The sequence below is a fragment of the Paraburkholderia sp. D1E genome (genome assembly GCF_052682275.1).
The window spans coordinates 4,284,122-4,299,312 of the sequence record NZ_JBQYMB010000001.1; the positions used below are offsets into that span (position 1 = coordinate 4,284,122).

Consider the following 15,191-nt stretch of genomic DNA (forward strand, 5'->3'; position numbering starts at 1 on the left):
CGCGCGTCTAGCGATTCCAGCCGTAGATATCGAGCGTCAGTTCGCCTGCGGCGATGCGCGCAAGTATTTCCGCTTCCTTGTCCTCGCGTTCGCGCGCGGCACGCAACGTCGCGTCGATCGATTCCTGGGCGAGCACCACCACGCCGTCCGCGTCGCCCACCACCAGATCGCCCGGCCGCACGGCGACATCGCCGATACGCAGAGGATGATTGATCCAGCCGCGTGCCGCGAAATCCTTGGTCGTGCCGCGAATGCACAAGCCGCGCGAAAACACCGGGAAGCCGATACGCGCAAGCAGTTCGGCATCGCGAACGCAACCGTCGATGACCAGGCCCGCCACACCGCGCTCTTTGGCTGCCGTCGACATGACTTCACCCCAGTAGCCGGCTTCGTAATAGTCGCTCGTGTACACCACCAGCACGTCACCCGGTTGCGCGACGACCAGCGCGCGATGCAACCAGAGATTGTCGCCGGGCGGCGAATGCACAGTAACCGCCGGACCGCAGACGCGGAACGCCGGACTGACTGACTTGATCGCCGACGGCAGCGCGCCCAGTTTGTTGGCCGCCTCGAGCAGGGTCGCGGCCGGAAAGGCGCGGGCCGCCTCGATCACTTCGGCGGCCGGCCGCCCGATCGAAGCAGTGACCAGCGGCGAATCGATGAAAGGGTACGACATGGTGTCTCCTGATGGATATTCTGATGGCTCGCGTGGCATAGCGTGGCGCCGTGAGCGCCGGCGCTCAGGCGCTTACTTTGCTCTGCAGCGCGTGATAGCGATGCTGCTGGCGCGCCTCGTCGAGCCGCATGCCTTGCCGCGCCGCCTCGCGAATCGCGTGCTCCGCTGCGTGGATCTCTTCGGCTGCGGCCAGCACGCGGTCTTCGTGAGCGCGCGGAATCACGATCACGCCATCCGCATCGCCGACTAGCAGGTCGCCCGGCAACACGCGCGCGTTGCCGATATTGACCGGCACCTGCGTACTTTCGACCTGCACACGGTCTTTGCCGGTACGCATCCAGTGTCCCTTGCTGAATACAGGGTAACCCAGCGACAAGCACAGGCTCACGTCACGGCAGATACCGTCAATGACAGTACCGGCGATTTTCCGCCGATGCGCGATTTCCGTGAGAATGTCGCCCCACACCGTGCAGTCTTCGCGGCCGGCGTTATCCAGCACGATCACGCCGCCTTCCGGAACGTCGTCGATATAGTCGCCAACCGTGCCGGGCGGGGTCGTCGGCGGTCCGTAAAGAATCGTGAACGCACGGCCGCACAGCCGGAAACTCGCATCGCGCGGCTTGATGCCAGTACATTGACCGACAATGCCGAGGCGATCCAGCGCATCGCTCAGTGTCGCGGTATCGAGGCGCTGCGCGCGCCCCATAATCGTGTCGTTCGTGTCGCTCATGTTTATCCCCTGTCCTGCAGCATATATTCGTAGTCCGCACCCATCACCAGTGCAATAGGCACACCATTCAGCAGCTTTTTCGCCATCGCCGCTTCCTTGCCGGCGATCTGCTCGGCAGCGGCCAGCACGCGCTCGATGTCCGCGGCGGCGATAAAGATCACCGCGCTGTTATCGGCGATCACGTAATCGCCCGGATTGACGCGAACCTGTGCCACCGTGATCGGCACATTGGTGCCGGCTTCGGCGACGCGATTGCGCGCGGTGAAGGCCGTCAATGCTCGCGCGAAAACCGGAAAATCGTATTGCCGCGCTTCATCGATATCGCGCACGGGGCCGTCTGCAATCACGCCCTCGATGCCGCGCAACGACGCGCCGAGCGAGAGAATGCCGCCCCAACTGCCCGCGTCGAGCCCCGTGTGCTGTTCGACCACGATCACATCGCCCGCGCCGGCGGATTCGACGGCCGTCGTGCCGAGATGACGCGGCGCACCCGTATGAGCGGCGGCGCTCACCTGCGCGGCCTCCACCAGCTTCACGGTCACAACCTTCCCTGCGATGCGGCGCGAGGTCGAACGTTGCGGCAAGCCGGTAACCGTGCCGGTCAGACCGAGCTTGTCGAGTGCATCCGATACTGCGCAACAGTCGAGCCGCTGCAGGCGTTGGGTGGTGTCATCTGCTTTTTTCATGCGTGTCTGCTCCGTTCCTCATGTTCGCTTTTTTCCAGCTAGTGCCGCTGTTGCTGCTGTGGCTGTTCATTCCCAGCAGGCAAACGCCATCCCCGAGCCCGTCCCGGCTTCCGATCGATAACATGCGACGTAGTCGATCAGCTTCATCTTCAGCGACGCGCTCGCGGCAAGACCGACAAGCGGTAGCCAGCTCTTGATTTCCGACGTATTACCATTGAAATACGGCTCCGGAATATCGCGTAGCGAAGCTTCGTCGCGGTCGGCGAGTGCAGCCAGCACGCGGTGATCGAGCGCTTCATCGACCACGAAGTGACTCATGCCGCCAGAGACGACCACCACCACGCGAAGATCGGCCGGCAAGCGCCGGATCGCCGCGCCGAGCGCGTGGCCGAGCGCCAGGCAGCGCGCCACGCGCGGCTGATTCGGCGCCACGCCGACATTCAGAAACAAAGGCACCGACGGTGGTGGCGCATCGCGCATGACGCGGCGATAGACGAAACCGAACGCGTGAGGAATACCGTGCTGGCGATCCTCACCCTTGGGCAGCCGGTTCGAGACGGCAATATCGAAACCGTCATCGACAAGCGACTCCACCAGCTTCAACGCGTGATCCGGCGCACCGGGATAAACCGCTCCTTCCGGCGGACAATGACCGTCCTCTGCCTCGGCGACGCCCGGCGGCAGGCGTCGGCGCTGTTTGTCCGACAGCGGCAGGTTCTCGATCTGCTCACCGCTGAATATCGTCATTGCCGGCGTCAGGTCGTCCTTGAACACCTCGCGCTGATCGTTGCCGAGCACGATGACGAGATCAGGCTTCATGGCGTGGAAGCGTTCGGCGAGCGTATCGAGCGCTCGCTGGCAAGCCGCATAGCGTTCCTGCTTTGACGCTTCGGCGACCTCTGCCGCAAAACCCGGTGCGCGTGCTTCCAGCAACGCCGCGTAGTCGTATGAGCGCCCCTGAAACCAGTGCGACGGATTTTTCATATCCGCGCCGGCCCGCAAATGCCAGAGCTCGGGCGGCATCGACAGCAAGGGGCCGTGCGACGTGGCGATTGCGCCGATCATCGTTGCCATGCTGCACTCCCGTTGAACGTGTTTTTCATGACCGATGGTTTCAACGTATCGCGGCTGTGCCGGCCGGCGTGTCGAGGCGGAATACCTTGCGCGCGTTGCCTTCGAAAATCATTCGTTTCTCCTCGCCGCTGAGCCATTCGAAACTTTCGATGACGGGACGAATGTCATCCAGCCAGCGACCCGTCTGCGGATCCTTCACCGTGCCAACACCCGGACGCTCCGCACCGAAGATGCAACGATCCGCACCGACCGTCTTGATGAGCAGACGCAGCGCCTCTTCCGAATACAGCACCGTGTCGTAGTAAAGACGCCGCAAGCTGTCGAGAAACGGCTCGCTTGCGCGCCCCGGCCGCAGCGACGGCGCCTGGAAGCGGCCGAACTGATACGGCACCGCGCCGCCACCGTGCGAGACAACGATCTTCAACTGCGGGAAATCCTTGAACACGCGCGAACGGGCGAGCGCCATCACCGCAATCGTTTCTTCATTGATGAAGTGCAGCGAATAGTTGTGCCGCTCCGAACGGCATCCTGCCGAATGCAGGTACGCGGGCACATCGAGTTCGACGAGCTTCTCATACAGCGGATACCAGTATTCGTTGCCGAGGTCCGGCACCTCGTTGGTCGCCAGCCCCTCGCTCGGGTCGGTATTCAGCAGCACGCCGACGAGACCGAGCTCCTTGATGCAGCGTTCCAGTTCCGGCAGACATCCGCTGACCGGTTCGCCCCACGCCTGCGGCAAGCCGCCGACACCACGAAACGTCTGCGGCATGAGACGCGCCTGCTGCGCGATCATGTCGTTGGTTTCCTCGGTGAACCAGTGGACGATCTTCGCGGGCTTTTCGCTATGCATCATCTGGTACGGACGCGGCGAGATCAACTGCAAGTCCGTGCCGATGTCACGCAACTGCTCAACGTGCGATTTGGTGCCGAAAGTCGGCGCATTGAGCACCGCCAGCATTTCGTCGTCGCTGATCTGCGCAGTACCACGGCCGTGCGCGCCGCGATGGGAAACAAGCCCGGATTTCCAGACGTAGAGAGAATCCGGCGCGGTAACGTGCGCGTGCGCATCGATGATCATGAATGTCTCCGTTAAATAGTGGGGGTTCAGGCCCGGACCGCTTCCGGCTCGGGTTGGATGTACGCCGTCGGCGTCATCGGAATGAAGCTCGTACGAACGATCTGGATCCGCTCCTGCATCAGACGGCGAGCCAATTCAACTTCGCCGCGGCACACCGCGTCGAATAGACGCCGATGCGAAGCGATCACGCGATTCGCTGTGTCCGCACTCGTATGGGTGGCGAGCAAAGGTGTCAGCACGAAACGCAGCGCCTTGAATTGCGCGAGCAGAACCCGATTGCCTGAAGCTTTCACGAGCGCTTCGTGAAAGCGCAGCGACGCATCAGTAAATGTCCCGAGTTGCTTGCGTGCGTCTTCCACGCCATGCAACGCATCACGCAGTGCCGTGCGATGGGCCACTGTCAGGTTTTCCGCCGCCTTCTCCGCGGCCAGCACTTCGATCGCCATTTGCGCATCGAACACTTCGCTCGCGCCGGCGCCAATGAGTCTCAGCTGTATCGACAACGCGTCGGCAAAGCGCTCCAGGTTCGCACTGGCAATCCACACGCCACCCTTCGCGCCCATACGGATCTCGACGATGCCGACTGCTTCCAGCGTTCTCAGCGCATCACGGGCGGCAGTACGGCTCACGTTGAATTGCTGCGCAAGCGACGCCTCACTGCCGAGAAAGTCGCCCGCCTTCACCTGCTTCGAAAACAGCGCGGCACGCACTTGCGATGCGACACGCCATGAAAGCTTTTCCGTTTGCACGGACTCCCAGACTGTCGAAGTCCGAGCGTTCATGGTGTCGTGCTGGCTATTTTCTTTCATTAGTTATACGAATCGTATTGGCTAGTCTATGAACCGGCTTCGAACGATACTCAAAGGGTTCACTGCGTCAGGGGATCACCGTTAACTATAATATATATAACTTATTTGAGATTGGCCAGCGACGATCGATGTTTCGATCCCCCGCTGGCGCAACATGATCAGGACACGGCTTGTTGAACGAACTTCGTGACCAGGTATGCCTGCAAGCCCTCAATGCCGTTTTCGGAGCCAATTCCGCTCTCCTTAACGCCGCCGAAAGGCACTTCCGGCCCTGAGACCAGCATGCTATTGATGCCGATCATGCCGGCCTCGAGACCATTCGACAGCTGCAACGCGCGTCGATCCGAACCGGTGAACGCATAGGCCGCAAGCCCATATTTCAATCGATTGGCACGCTCGAGCACCTCTTCGACGGTCTTGAATGAACTGAAAGGCACCACCGGACCGAACGGTTCTTCATTCATGATCCGCGCCTGTTCGGGCACATCGGCCAGAACTGTCGGCGCGTAGAAGAAGCCGGGACGATCCAGACGCTGGCCACCGAGCAGCAAGCGTGCACCGTGCGACACCGCGTCCTTGACGAACTCATCCGCCGCGGCGAGCCGGCGTGCGTTGGCAACCGGACTCGCCTGGGTGTCGGGCTCGAAGGCCGAGCCGACCTTCAGCTTCGATGCCACGTCGACGAACTTGTCGATGAAGGCGCCATACACGCCCTCCTGAATGTAGAAGCGCGTCGGCGAAATGCAGGCTTGCCCGGCCTGGCGAAACTTGGCACTGGCGGTCATTGTGGCAATGCGCGCCACGTCGACGTCGTCACAGACGATCATCGGCGCGTGGCCGCCCAGCTCCATCACCAGTTTCTTCAGGCCGTGCGTGGCAGCCAGGCTCGCGAGATGCTTGCCGACCGGAATCGACCCGGTGAATGCCACTGCCTTGATGACGTCCGAGGCGATCAGATATTCGGATACCTGGGACGGCACGCCGAACACCAGATTCAGCACGCCGGGCGGCAAACCCGCATCCTGAAAGCATTGCACCATCGCCGTGGTGGACCCGGGCGTTTCTTCGGCGGCCTTCAGAATCACCGAGCAACCTGCCGCGAGCGCGGCCGCCACGGTGCGCGCGGGAATCCGCACGGGAAAATTCCATGGCGTGAACGCCGCCACCGGTCCAACCGGCACTTTCAGCACGAGCTGGCGCGAATTCGGCAGCGGGCCAGGCACCACGCGCCCATAGGCACGACGCCCTTCTTCCGCAAACCATTTGACGATATCGGCTGAGCTGTGCGCTTCCTGCAGGCCGTCGGCCAGCATCTTGCCGTGCTCGAAACTCATCAGCGTGCCGATTTCGTCAGCGCGTTCGTGCATCAGCGCAGCAGCTTTGTCGATGATGGCAGCCCGCTCGGACGTGCTCATGCGCGACCACGTCGCAAAACCGGCCGCCGCCGCGGCGAGTGCGTCGTCGAGGTCGGATTGTGTGGCAAGCGGCAAGTGAGCGAGCACCGTTTCGTCAGCGGGATTGACGACGGGCCGGGTGTCACGCCCCTCCGTGCGCCACTCTCCGTTAATGAACAGGCCGAGTTGAATGTCGTAACTTCTGGTATGCATCTGCGTCTCCGAAATCTGATATCCGGTCGGCGCCAGGCGCCGCCGTGTGCTGTTTTCGCACCGTTACTGTAGCGCGGACGTCACGGCTCCATGCCCATCGCGTCGAGAAAAGCCTGCCGGACATGTTCCGGTTGACCCGCCTGGAAGCGGAAATCCTGCAGATGATGCTTCCACAATGGATGATTCGCGATCTCCGCACGGGTCATGCCTTCAACGAAAGTAGCGCGTGCGGCAATCGGTAATTGCACGCATTCATTGAGCTTCGGATCGCGGATGATGCCCTTCGGCTCGCCGCCGTTCGCGACCACGTCCAGCTCCTCGAAGAAACGCCGGCGCAGCATGACGATGCCGCGATCGCTGCTGCCCAGATTCTCTTTCGTGCGATCGGCCACCACGCCCTGCCCCGCCCACGCGACAAAATCCTGGTTCATCACATGGCTCGTGATCCAGCGGCCGGTTTGCGGATCGGTCACCGGACCGTGCCACGTCGGCACGCTCTTTTGCTCGTACGGTTCGCTTTCCTTCGGCACGCGGGTGAAAGCCCACGTCACACTCAACGTGCGCGAATCGTCGACCGGCACGCGCCACTCGAAATGCTCACCGAGAAAAAACGCATTCGGCCACAGACACACACGGCCGATCGACCAGAGCGGATCGTTTTCGTCAGCATCGCCGCGCAGGCGCTTGTAGATGAATCCGTAGTCGAATTCGTCGAAATCGAGCTGTTTATGAGCGGGCGAGTACGGGCCTGTGTGACCATTCAGGCGTGCGGTCCAGTTGTTGTGCATCCATTCGAAGTGGATTGGATCGATCGAGTTCTCCTGGCATTGCAGCCAGTTGCATGGCACCTCGGAGATCACGATTTGCACGAAGCCGTTCTTCCAGGAGAACGGCTCCCAATTCGGCACGAGCGGCGCAGGTTGCGGCCCAAGGTACGCCCACAGAAGACCCGCCTTCTCCTCTACCGGATACGCCTTGATCTTCACACGTTCTTTGAGCTTCAACTGCGGATTGGCAACGTCTTCATACGGCTGCTCCGTACATTTTCCGCCCTGGTCGTAGAGCCAGCCATGATAGTTGCAGCGCAATCCGCACTTCTCAACGAAGCCATAGGCAAGATCGGCGCGGCGATGCGGACATTGACGGTCGATCAGTCCGAAATTACCGCTCAGGTCCTTGTAGAGCACAAGGTCTTCACCGAGCAGACGCACCGGCTTGACGGCCACTTCGTCGAATTCGCTCACGCCGGCAATCGGCATCCAGTAACGGCGCAGCAGTTCGCCCATCGGCTCGCCCGGCCCAACCTTCGTCAAGAGTTCGTTCTTCGCTTGGGACAGCATTCTTCAAGTCTCCATTGTTATCGCCCGGCCGATGCGTCGGGGCACACAAACGCTTCGGCAGCCTCGGCCGGCTGTCATTCTTGTCGCCTCCACCATCGATCTAATGATAATACACATTAGACATTATAGAAGCATTGATCTATTCAATCCACTTCCGCTTCGCGCTTGTCGGCGCTGTTTCGATAATATATATTACACATCGAAGCACGCGCAACAGAATTTGCGTCTGCGCGGTGAGACAACTCCGGACGAGTCAACATGAAGAAGGCTATGGATACGCTACAGGTGCAACTTCGCGCGATCAGATACGAGGCGCCCACCATCAATACGTATGAATTTCACGCACTTGACGGCTCACCGCTGCCGGGCTTCACGGCCGGCGCTCACATCGATCTGCATTTGCCCAACGGGATGATCCGCAGCTATTCGCTTTGCAATTCTCCGGAGAACACGCACCGCTATGTGATCGGCGTGAATCGCGATCCGTCGAGCCGCGGTGGCTCATCCTGGGTGCATGAGACGCTGCGCGTCGGCGCCGTGCTGACGATCAGTGCGCCCGCCAACAATTTTCCACTGGTCGAGGACGCCGCGCATACGGTGCTCATCGCGGGGGGAATCGGCATCACGCCGCTCATGGGCATGATTCATCGCCTGGAAGCACTGGAGCGGTCGTGGGAGCTGCACTATTGCACGCGGACCCGTGAGGCCACCGCATTCGTCGGCGCGTTGCGTCAATACGGCTCCCGTGTACAGTTTCATCACGACGGCGAACCGGGTGGAAAGCGGCTCGAATTCGCCGCCGTATTGAAGCAGCGCGACGACCGCACGCATTTCTATTGCTGCGGCCCGACGGCCATGTTGAATGCGTTCGAAGCAAGCGCTGCGAGTTGTGGCAGCGGCGCACGTTTTCATGTGGAGTATTTCGCCGCGGGCGAGGCGCCCGCAACGTCTGGCGGCTTTAACGTGCAACTCGCACGCTCAGGCCGCCTGATTCAGGTAAGCGCAGGCAAGACGATTCTCGATGCACTGATCGCCGAAGGGATCGACGTCAGTTACTCCTGCTCACAGGGCGTGTGCGGCACGTGCGAAACGCGTGTGCTCGCAGGCGTGCCGGACCATCGCGACATGGTGCTGACAAAGGGCGAACAGGAGGCAAACCGGTCGATGATGATTTGCTGCTCGGGCAGCAAAAGCGAGTGTCTGATACTCGATTTGTGACGCTGGACAACCCGAGCGCACATGCGAATTGTATAACCGTATGATTATTCAACGGCTATGCTAACATCGCGATCAGTCTTTCGGGGTCGCACCACGCCTCTCGTGCGTGCGGCTTCGGCTCACCCCGTCGCAACGCTCAGGTCCGGAGATCCGAATTGAAAAAAGGTACTGTCGAAACTACGCCGCTGTGGGAACCGGTGCAGACGGAAACCTTATCCTGGCGCATCGTTTCACAAGTGCGCGCAGCCGTCTTTTCCGGTCAGATCAAGACGGGAGATTTCCTCGGCAGTGAAACCTCGCTGTCCGCCCAATTCAACGTGAGCCGCATGGCCGCTCGCGACGCATTGCGCACGCTCGAAGCCGTCGGCATCGTGGAGATCCGCATGGGCGCGAAAGGCGGCGCATGGATTGCGCAGGGCAATCCGGAGCGCTTCGCGGACGCGCTGGCCATTCAATTGCATCTGATCGGCGTCACCGGCGAAGAAATCTTCGACGCGCAAATGGCGATTGAAGTCACGTCAGCAGAACTTGCGGCGCAAAACGCCACCGAGGAAGACCTCAAGAAACTGAGCGGGATCCTGGCCGAACTCGACAAACTGCGCGACGACCCGCTTGCGTTCACGGATGCGTCGCTGCGCTTTCATGAGGCGATTGTGGAGTCGTCGCACAACCGGGTTCTGCTCGCGCAATTCCGTGCGCTGCGTTTTGTGTTGCAACCGCTACTCGCGCCGAACACCACGCATGCGATCGCCGCGCGCGTGATCCGCTCGCACAAGTCAGTGCTGAATGCGATCGAAGCGCGAGACGGCGTCAAGGCACGCGAAATCATGCAGCAACGGGTGAAAGTGATCCGTTCGCGTGTGTTGTCAGGCACCGCCGCTCAACACGCCGCAGACGACGAATAAATTTCGTCCGTCACCCGCCGGAAATATGGCGATGGCATGATGCTGCTTCGTACCCGCCCCTGCGGCTCGAGAAATTGCAGCCGGATGCGCTGCAGTCCGACACCGCCCGGGCGGGCACGCCGCCTCAAGCTAAGCCTTGCATCGAATCACGAAGCCGGGTTTAGCCCTTCGCGGGACGCCCCGTCTTCACCGTCTCGAGCGACGACACCGCGGCAAGCAGGCGCTGCGGCGCTGCTGATTCCAGCATCATTAACCCGGCTCGCAACAGTTCACTCTTCTTGACCGGCACACCGGCGTCGAGGCACTTCTGCTTGAGAGCCGCAATCCGGTCGTAATCCGATTTCGGCATCGTGAAGCTGTCGCGCACAACTTTCTCTTTCTTCGGCTGCTTGGCTTTTTTTGCTTCGGGCGCGCTGACCGGCGCGGCTTCCGCTGCTGTCGAACCCTTCGCTTTGGCTGCCTTCTCAACGGCCGGTGCCGGTGCCGCTTCCGCAGCTACCGCACGCTTCGCTTTGACCGCTTTCTTCGCAGCCGGTGCCGTTTCCGCAACTGCCGAACGCTTCGGCTTGGCTTCCTTCTTCACAGCAGGCGCGGCTTCCGCAGTTGCCGGACGTTTCGCTTTGACGGCCTTCTTGACAACAGGCGCCGCTTCCACGGTTGCCGAACGCTTCGGCTTGGCCGCCTTTCTGGCGACAGGCGCCGCCGCTTGCGCCGAGTGTTCTGGCGCGACTACCGGCTCCGCGCCATCCGGCGCGTGCTTGCTGGCCTTCGGGAAATGAGACGCTTTCTTGGCGTGCTCTTGAGTAACAGGCGACGTCATGCTTACCTCCACGTTGATAACGGTATAAACAGTATATACCGTTTATTTGATGTCAAAATCGTGGAGCGATAGCAATGCCAGGACGGCTGTCACGACAATCACCAACACATCACTGTGCCGGCTAAGCCGTTGACCGCTGTAACCAGTGTCGCAGGAACTGCGCGGTCTTCCGGCAGGCGAGCATGGCTTCCGGCGTCTCGGTGCCGGTAGGCCATGACTGATGCACGTGCGGCATGCCCTCATAGATATCCAGTTTCACCGTACATCCGGCAACGTCGAGCGCCTGGTACAAACGCACGGAATCGCTTAGCAATATCTCGCGGGTTCCAGCCTGAACCAGCGCAGGAGGGAATCCCTTGCTGAAATCGCCGTAGATCGGCGACGCATAAGGATGCGTCAGGTGGTCAGGACCCGCATACATGTTCATGTTGAAGGCCAGTTTCTCCGGATCGAAAAAGTCGGCGTGACGCAGAGTCCGAATGGTGTCTCCTTCACAACGCAGGTCGACAAACGGCGACCACAACGCGGTCGCCGCCGGCATCGGCTTGCCCTGGTCTCTAAGCTTGAGTATCGAGGCCACGGCAAGACCGCCGCCCGCCGAGTCGCCGAACAGCACAGTCCGGTCAGTGGGCATCCCGCCGTTCGCCAAGGCGTCGAACACGGCTACCACTTCGTCGGTTACCGTGTCGTAGCGGCCACGGGGCGCCAACGTGTAATCGATCGACAACACAGGCTCTTCCAGCAGGTCCGCCATCACCGCAGCGGCAACAGCATTGGCCCGTGCAGAGCCGCCCGTGTAGCCGCCGCCGTGCGTGTAGATAATCCGTGCGCCGTTACGCTGCGGCTTCTTCGGGATGTATTCCACCACGGGCACGCCGCCCAGTTCTCGTTCGACCCTTTGCGTTCCCAGTCGAGTCAAAACCGGCGCGGCTAGTGCCTCGGCAAGGCGGTTGGAGAGCACATTGGCCGCGTCCCATTCGTCCGGATTGTCGGTGTGTGGCTGGGGTTGAAGTCCCCCCGTCTTCATGACCTCCTCGACCATGCGGCCAAACGCGTCCTTCCACTGCGCAGAAACGGTGGACGGAAGAACAAATTGCAATGGTGTTGTGTCGCTTCCCTGCTCGATCTCAGACATGTCTATTTCGCCATTTATTCAATCATACTAATTAACTTAATTTCAGCCCGTGCGCTGCTGTATCAGCTTCTCGAGAATCCTCGCATGCGTTGGGCGATCGAGACGATACAAAAGCAGGATCAGTACGCCCGCAATCGAAAAGAGGGCCGCCCCAGGCCCGTAACACAAGCCAAGGAGGGTGACAGTTTCGGGACGGAGTGCAACCTGCGCGCCCGCCTTTGCCGCCGCGCCGCTGGGAAATCCGCTGAACTGCAGGACCAACCCGGCAATCAGCGCGCCGCCACCCGTGGCAACTTTTCCTGCGAAAGCCCACCCGGCGAAATACAGGCCTTCGCGCCGGGAGCCGAAAATATATTCGTGCTCGTCGGCCGCGTCCGCCAGCATCGACGAGACGGCGATGGCCGCAGCAGTCAGGCCGAAGCCGCCGATCGCCGCGTTCGCGGCAAGCATCGTTGCCAGGGTCATGCCTTGGAAAGGCAGCATGCCGGCAAGGCGCAAGCTCGCAGGGAGTGCCTGAGTCACGATCAGGACACCCAGGCTGACCAGCAACATGCGTTTTTTGTCGAATCGATGCGAGAACATGCCGATCAACGGCGCCCCCGTCAGCAAGCCGCAAAAATAGGCTAGCATCACTATCTTGATGCTGTCGCCGGACAGCCGCCAGAAATAGGTGTTGGCATGCAACCCAAGCGAGAGTGCCACGCCTTGCGCAACAAAAAACAGCACCGACGATCCGAACAGAATGCGAAAAGACCGGTTGCGAAAAATTTCGGCGAGTCCGGCCAGCAGCGCGCGCAGCCAGCCTGGGCGATCCACGGCAATCGGATGCGCACGATCGCGCAGGACGAACGTTCCCCATATTGCAGCGAGCGCACCGGCAATGGCGACCGCCGCGCAGGTCATCGCGAAGGGAGGATAGGCTGCCTTCTGCGACAAGCCGTCAGGGCCCCTGAAGAAGATGCCGAAGCCGATGAGAACCGTGGCCAACCCGGCGATCATGCCAAGCCCCCACCGCCATGCCGCGACTCGGGATCGCTCCGCGTAGTCGTCGGTCAGCTCGGCACCCAGCGCAAGGAATGGCAGGTTGAAGAGCGAGACCGACACACGCAGCACGATGGAGAGCAGCAGCAAGGTGACAAATAACGTCGTTGCCGACGCACCCTTGGGCAGCGAGAAGATCATCACGAAGGCAATCATGGAAAGCGGCAGACCCAGCAGCATGAACGGCAGCCTTCGTCCGAGCCGCGAGCGCCAGCCATCGGATATTGAACCGATCAACGGGTCCAGCACCGCATCGACAACAAGTCCTGCCGACAGCGCCACGCCGGCAGATCCACCGGACACACCGCACACCGCCGTTACGTAGAACAGTCCGAAAACGGTCAGCACATTGTTCGTCACTGCGTCGACAAACGAGCCCGCGCTATAAGCGATCTTGGATGACAGCGGTAGCGGCGTCTGCCGCAACGCCGTTGCATCGATCAGATGATCCGGGGTGGTCTCTAGCGTTGTCACAGCTGCGCTCATAAGGGGTACCGATCAATGGGGGCATTGTGCTGTTGGAGCAGCGGAAAAGCGCGGCTAATCATTCATGCCGGGCCTTGGATCTGCTCGATCGCAGCGGTGCGAACGGCTGCGCGACGTGGGTTGCGGAACGCACTTTTCGTCCTCGCGAAGCGAACCGCATGAATGCGGTTACGCGCAAAGTCCGGCCGATAATAGTCGCTTATTTGGAAACAGGATAGTCTGTTTTGTTATTAGATGCGGTGAACCAGGGCAATTACCGAGCGGCGCACCACGCAATTTCCAGCGGCGGCGCGCCTTCATACTTCAGGCTCAGCGCTTAGGCGGCGCGAGTAGTCTTCCGGTAGACATTCGGCGCCACACCATGCCAACGCTTGAAGGCCTGAGAAAATGTCGAAGAATCGCTAAAGCCCAGACGTACAGCAATATCCGCCATGCTCAACCGGCGGTCTTTCAGCAACTCCTCCGCCATCGCCCGACGCGATTCCATCAGGAGCGTTCTGAACGTAGTCCCCTCCTCTTTAAGCCGGCGTTTCAGGGTGCGTTCGCTCAGATTGATGATCCTCGCCATTGCGGCCAGATCCGGCAGCGAACTGCCAGGCACGCTCAGGTACTGGCGGACGATCGCCGATGTCCCGGATTGCGCCTGCCGGCGTTCAATGAGCTCCGCGCACATCTGTTCGCACATGGCCGCCGTGATGGCATTGGCATGCGGCAGCCGCCGGTCCAGATATGCGAGGTCGAACGACAGGCTGTTCATCTTCGCCCCGTAATACGGCGTCGCGCCGAATACTTTGCGTATCGCGCCACGACGGGGATTCTTGCGGTTCGGCTCGGCCCTGAAAGTAAGCCGCTCGAGTTTGAAGTCCGGACCGGCGACTTCGGCAAGCAGGACCGCTGCGCCCGCCATGTCGCCTTCCACCAGAAATCGCGTGAGATCAGCTCCCAGGTCCGGTTCACCGAATGTCAGCACGCCAAGATTGCCCTCCTCGTGATACGAGATCAACGTGAACGCAAACGTAAGTGGAATGAAGCGAAGCGCGAGCGTTAATGCATCTCGCATGGTGGCGCTGCTGATCAGACCAAAGCCCCACACGCCGTAAGCCGAGAAGTGGTAACGAAGCCCCAGGTCGATGCCGAGTTGATCCGGCGCACCGGTCAGCTTCAACAGGTTGCCGATCACGCGAAGCTCCTGAGCGGCCGATAGTTCGGCATTCGGGTCGTCGAGTTGCGTGAGCTCCAGCCGGCTGCCTTTAAGCACCTCGGCTGAGGAAAAGCCCTTCGCGCGCGCGTAGTCCACCAATAATCGGGTACGTGTAGGACCGCGCTTGAAGTCCCAAAAACTCATCAGGAGATACCCCTAAAGGACACAATCTGGCCTGAATACTAAAAAACCTGTCCCGTTACGCCATTGGCGTATTCCCGATACAACCGCACTATGTCGTCCAACGGGGGCTGATATTCAATGCGGCCTGAGAGGCGCTACGCGCCGCGCGAATCCGGCGACGGAATTTCCGGGGTTAGCGTTTTACGCCCAAGCGGAACGTGCTGGATTTTCGTCATTGAAAAGGCGGTTTGCAAGGGGTGTG

General features: G+C 60.8%; 14 protein-coding genes. 2 read left to right on the top strand and 12 right to left on the bottom strand.

Annotation, left to right across the window (positions count from 1 at the left end; genetic code table 11):
* Nucleotides 1–7: 7 nt before the first annotated feature.
* The 8 genes from ACUN0E_RS19195 to ACUN0E_RS19230 all read right to left on the bottom strand — a co-directional run bounded on the left by ACUN0E_RS19195 (nucleotide 8) and on the right by ACUN0E_RS19230 (nucleotide 8,000).
* Nucleotides 8–676 carry a 4-carboxy-4-hydroxy-2-oxoadipate aldolase/oxaloacetate decarboxylase gene (locus tag ACUN0E_RS19195; RefSeq protein ID WP_445567618.1) on the bottom strand — a complete coding sequence of 223 codons (669 nt, stop codon included), beginning with the start codon at nucleotides 674–676 and terminating at the stop codon, nucleotides 8–10.
* Between the two features lie 64 nt (nucleotides 677–740).
* Nucleotides 741–1,406 (bottom strand): RraA family protein, encoded by a 666-nt coding sequence (locus tag ACUN0E_RS19200; RefSeq protein ID WP_408228327.1) that lies wholly within the window; start codon nucleotides 1,404–1,406, stop codon nucleotides 741–743.
* A 2-nt stretch (nucleotides 1,407–1,408) separates the two neighbouring features.
* Nucleotides 1,409–2,092 (bottom strand): RraA family protein, encoded by a 684-nt coding sequence (locus ACUN0E_RS19205; protein WP_445567619.1) that lies wholly within the window; start codon nucleotides 2,090–2,092, stop codon nucleotides 1,409–1,411.
* 66 nt (nucleotides 2,093–2,158) lie between these two features.
* Nucleotides 2,159–3,166, bottom strand: a complete 1,008-nt coding sequence (locus ACUN0E_RS19210) for a DODA-type extradiol aromatic ring-opening family dioxygenase (protein ID WP_445567620.1) — start codon at nucleotides 3,164–3,166, stop codon at nucleotides 2,159–2,161.
* 40 nt (nucleotides 3,167–3,206) lie between these two features.
* Entirely contained in the window at nucleotides 3,207–4,244 is a 1,038-nt protein-coding gene (locus ACUN0E_RS19215) for an amidohydrolase family protein (RefSeq protein ID WP_445567621.1), read from the bottom strand.
* A gap of 26 nt (nucleotides 4,245–4,270) precedes the next feature.
* The gene (locus ACUN0E_RS19220; RefSeq protein ID WP_445567622.1) at nucleotides 4,271–5,026 is read right to left on the bottom strand and encodes a FadR/GntR family transcriptional regulator; all 756 of its coding nucleotides are present in this window, start codon (nucleotides 5,024–5,026) and stop codon (nucleotides 4,271–4,273) included.
* A gap of 185 nt (nucleotides 5,027–5,211) precedes the next feature.
* A complete protein-coding gene (locus ACUN0E_RS19225) occupies nucleotides 5,212–6,660 on the bottom strand; it encodes an NAD-dependent succinate-semialdehyde dehydrogenase (protein ID WP_408337144.1) in 1,449 nt (482 codons plus the stop codon).
* Nucleotides 6,661–6,740: 80 nt separating this feature from the next.
* Entirely contained in the window at nucleotides 6,741–8,000 is a 1,260-nt protein-coding gene (locus ACUN0E_RS19230) for a Rieske 2Fe-2S domain-containing protein (RefSeq protein ID WP_408228345.1), read from the bottom strand.
* Nucleotides 8,001–8,258: 258 nt separating this feature from the next.
* Between ACUN0E_RS19230 and ACUN0E_RS19235 the strand changes: the two genes are divergently transcribed.
* The gene (locus ACUN0E_RS19235) at nucleotides 8,259–9,218 is read left to right on the top strand and encodes a PDR/VanB family oxidoreductase (RefSeq protein ID WP_408483946.1); all 960 of its coding nucleotides are present in this window, start codon (nucleotides 8,259–8,261) and stop codon (nucleotides 9,216–9,218) included.
* Nucleotides 9,219–9,373: 155 nt separating this feature from the next.
* Nucleotides 9,374–10,123, top strand: coding sequence for a FadR/GntR family transcriptional regulator (locus ACUN0E_RS19240; RefSeq protein ID WP_325046895.1), 750 nt, complete (start codon nucleotides 9,374–9,376; stop codon nucleotides 10,121–10,123).
* 160 nt (nucleotides 10,124–10,283) lie between these two features.
* Here ACUN0E_RS19240 and ACUN0E_RS19245 read toward each other — a convergent pair whose 3' ends face one another.
* The 4 genes from ACUN0E_RS19245 to ACUN0E_RS19260 form a co-directional block, all read right to left on the bottom strand.
* Nucleotides 10,284–10,943 (bottom strand): hypothetical protein, encoded by a 660-nt coding sequence (locus ACUN0E_RS19245; protein ID WP_445567623.1) that lies wholly within the window; start codon nucleotides 10,941–10,943, stop codon nucleotides 10,284–10,286.
* Between the two features lie 121 nt (nucleotides 10,944–11,064).
* The gene (locus ACUN0E_RS19250) at nucleotides 11,065–12,078 is read right to left on the bottom strand and encodes an alpha/beta hydrolase fold domain-containing protein (protein WP_408387941.1); all 1,014 of its coding nucleotides are present in this window, start codon (nucleotides 12,076–12,078) and stop codon (nucleotides 11,065–11,067) included.
* 42 nt (nucleotides 12,079–12,120) lie between these two features.
* A complete protein-coding gene (locus tag ACUN0E_RS19255) occupies nucleotides 12,121–13,605 on the bottom strand; it encodes an MFS transporter (RefSeq protein WP_445567624.1) in 1,485 nt (494 codons plus the stop codon).
* Between the two features lie 316 nt (nucleotides 13,606–13,921).
* The gene (locus tag ACUN0E_RS19260) at nucleotides 13,922–14,950 is read right to left on the bottom strand and encodes an AraC family transcriptional regulator (protein ID WP_445567625.1); all 1,029 of its coding nucleotides are present in this window, start codon (nucleotides 14,948–14,950) and stop codon (nucleotides 13,922–13,924) included.
* Nucleotides 14,951–15,191: the final 241 nt, after the last annotated feature.

Excerpts from the sequence above, each read along its gene's own strand:
- ACUN0E_RS19195 (WP_445567618.1), bottom strand. The coding sequence starts at position 676 with ATGTCGTACCCTTTCATCGATTCGCCGCTGGTCACTGCTTCGATCGGG.
- ACUN0E_RS19200 (WP_408228327.1), bottom strand. The coding sequence starts at position 1,406 with ATGAGCGACACGAACGACACGATTATGGGGCGCGCGCAGCGCCTCGAT.
- ACUN0E_RS19205 (WP_445567619.1), bottom strand. The coding sequence starts at position 2,092 with ATGAAAAAAGCAGATGACACCACCCAACGCCTGCAGCGGCTCGACTGT.
- ACUN0E_RS19210 (WP_445567620.1), bottom strand. The coding sequence starts at position 3,166 with ATGGCAACGATGATCGGCGCAATCGCCACGTCGCACGGCCCCTTGCTG.
- ACUN0E_RS19215 (WP_445567621.1), bottom strand. The coding sequence starts at position 4,244 with ATGATCATCGATGCGCACGCGCACGTTACCGCGCCGGATTCTCTCTAC.
- ACUN0E_RS19220 (WP_445567622.1), bottom strand. The coding sequence starts at position 5,026 with ATGAACGCTCGGACTTCGACAGTCTGGGAGTCCGTGCAAACGGAAAAG.
- ACUN0E_RS19225 (WP_408337144.1), bottom strand. The coding sequence starts at position 6,660 with ATGCATACCAGAAGTTACGACATTCAACTCGGCCTGTTCATTAACGGA.
- ACUN0E_RS19230 (WP_408228345.1), bottom strand. The coding sequence starts at position 8,000 with ATGCTGTCCCAAGCGAAGAACGAACTCTTGACGAAGGTTGGGCCGGGC.
- ACUN0E_RS19235 (WP_408483946.1), top strand. The coding sequence starts at position 8,259 with ATGAAGAAGGCTATGGATACGCTACAGGTGCAACTTCGCGCGATCAGA.
- ACUN0E_RS19245 (WP_445567623.1), bottom strand. The coding sequence starts at position 10,943 with ATGACGTCGCCTGTTACTCAAGAGCACGCCAAGAAAGCGTCTCATTTC.
- ACUN0E_RS19250 (WP_408387941.1), bottom strand. The coding sequence starts at position 12,078 with ATGTCTGAGATCGAGCAGGGAAGCGACACAACACCATTGCAATTTGTT.
- ACUN0E_RS19255 (WP_445567624.1), bottom strand. The coding sequence starts at position 13,605 with ATGAGCGCAGCTGTGACAACGCTAGAGACCACCCCGGATCATCTGATC.
- ACUN0E_RS19260 (WP_445567625.1), bottom strand. The coding sequence starts at position 14,950 with ATGAGTTTTTGGGACTTCAAGCGCGGTCCTACACGTACCCGATTATTG.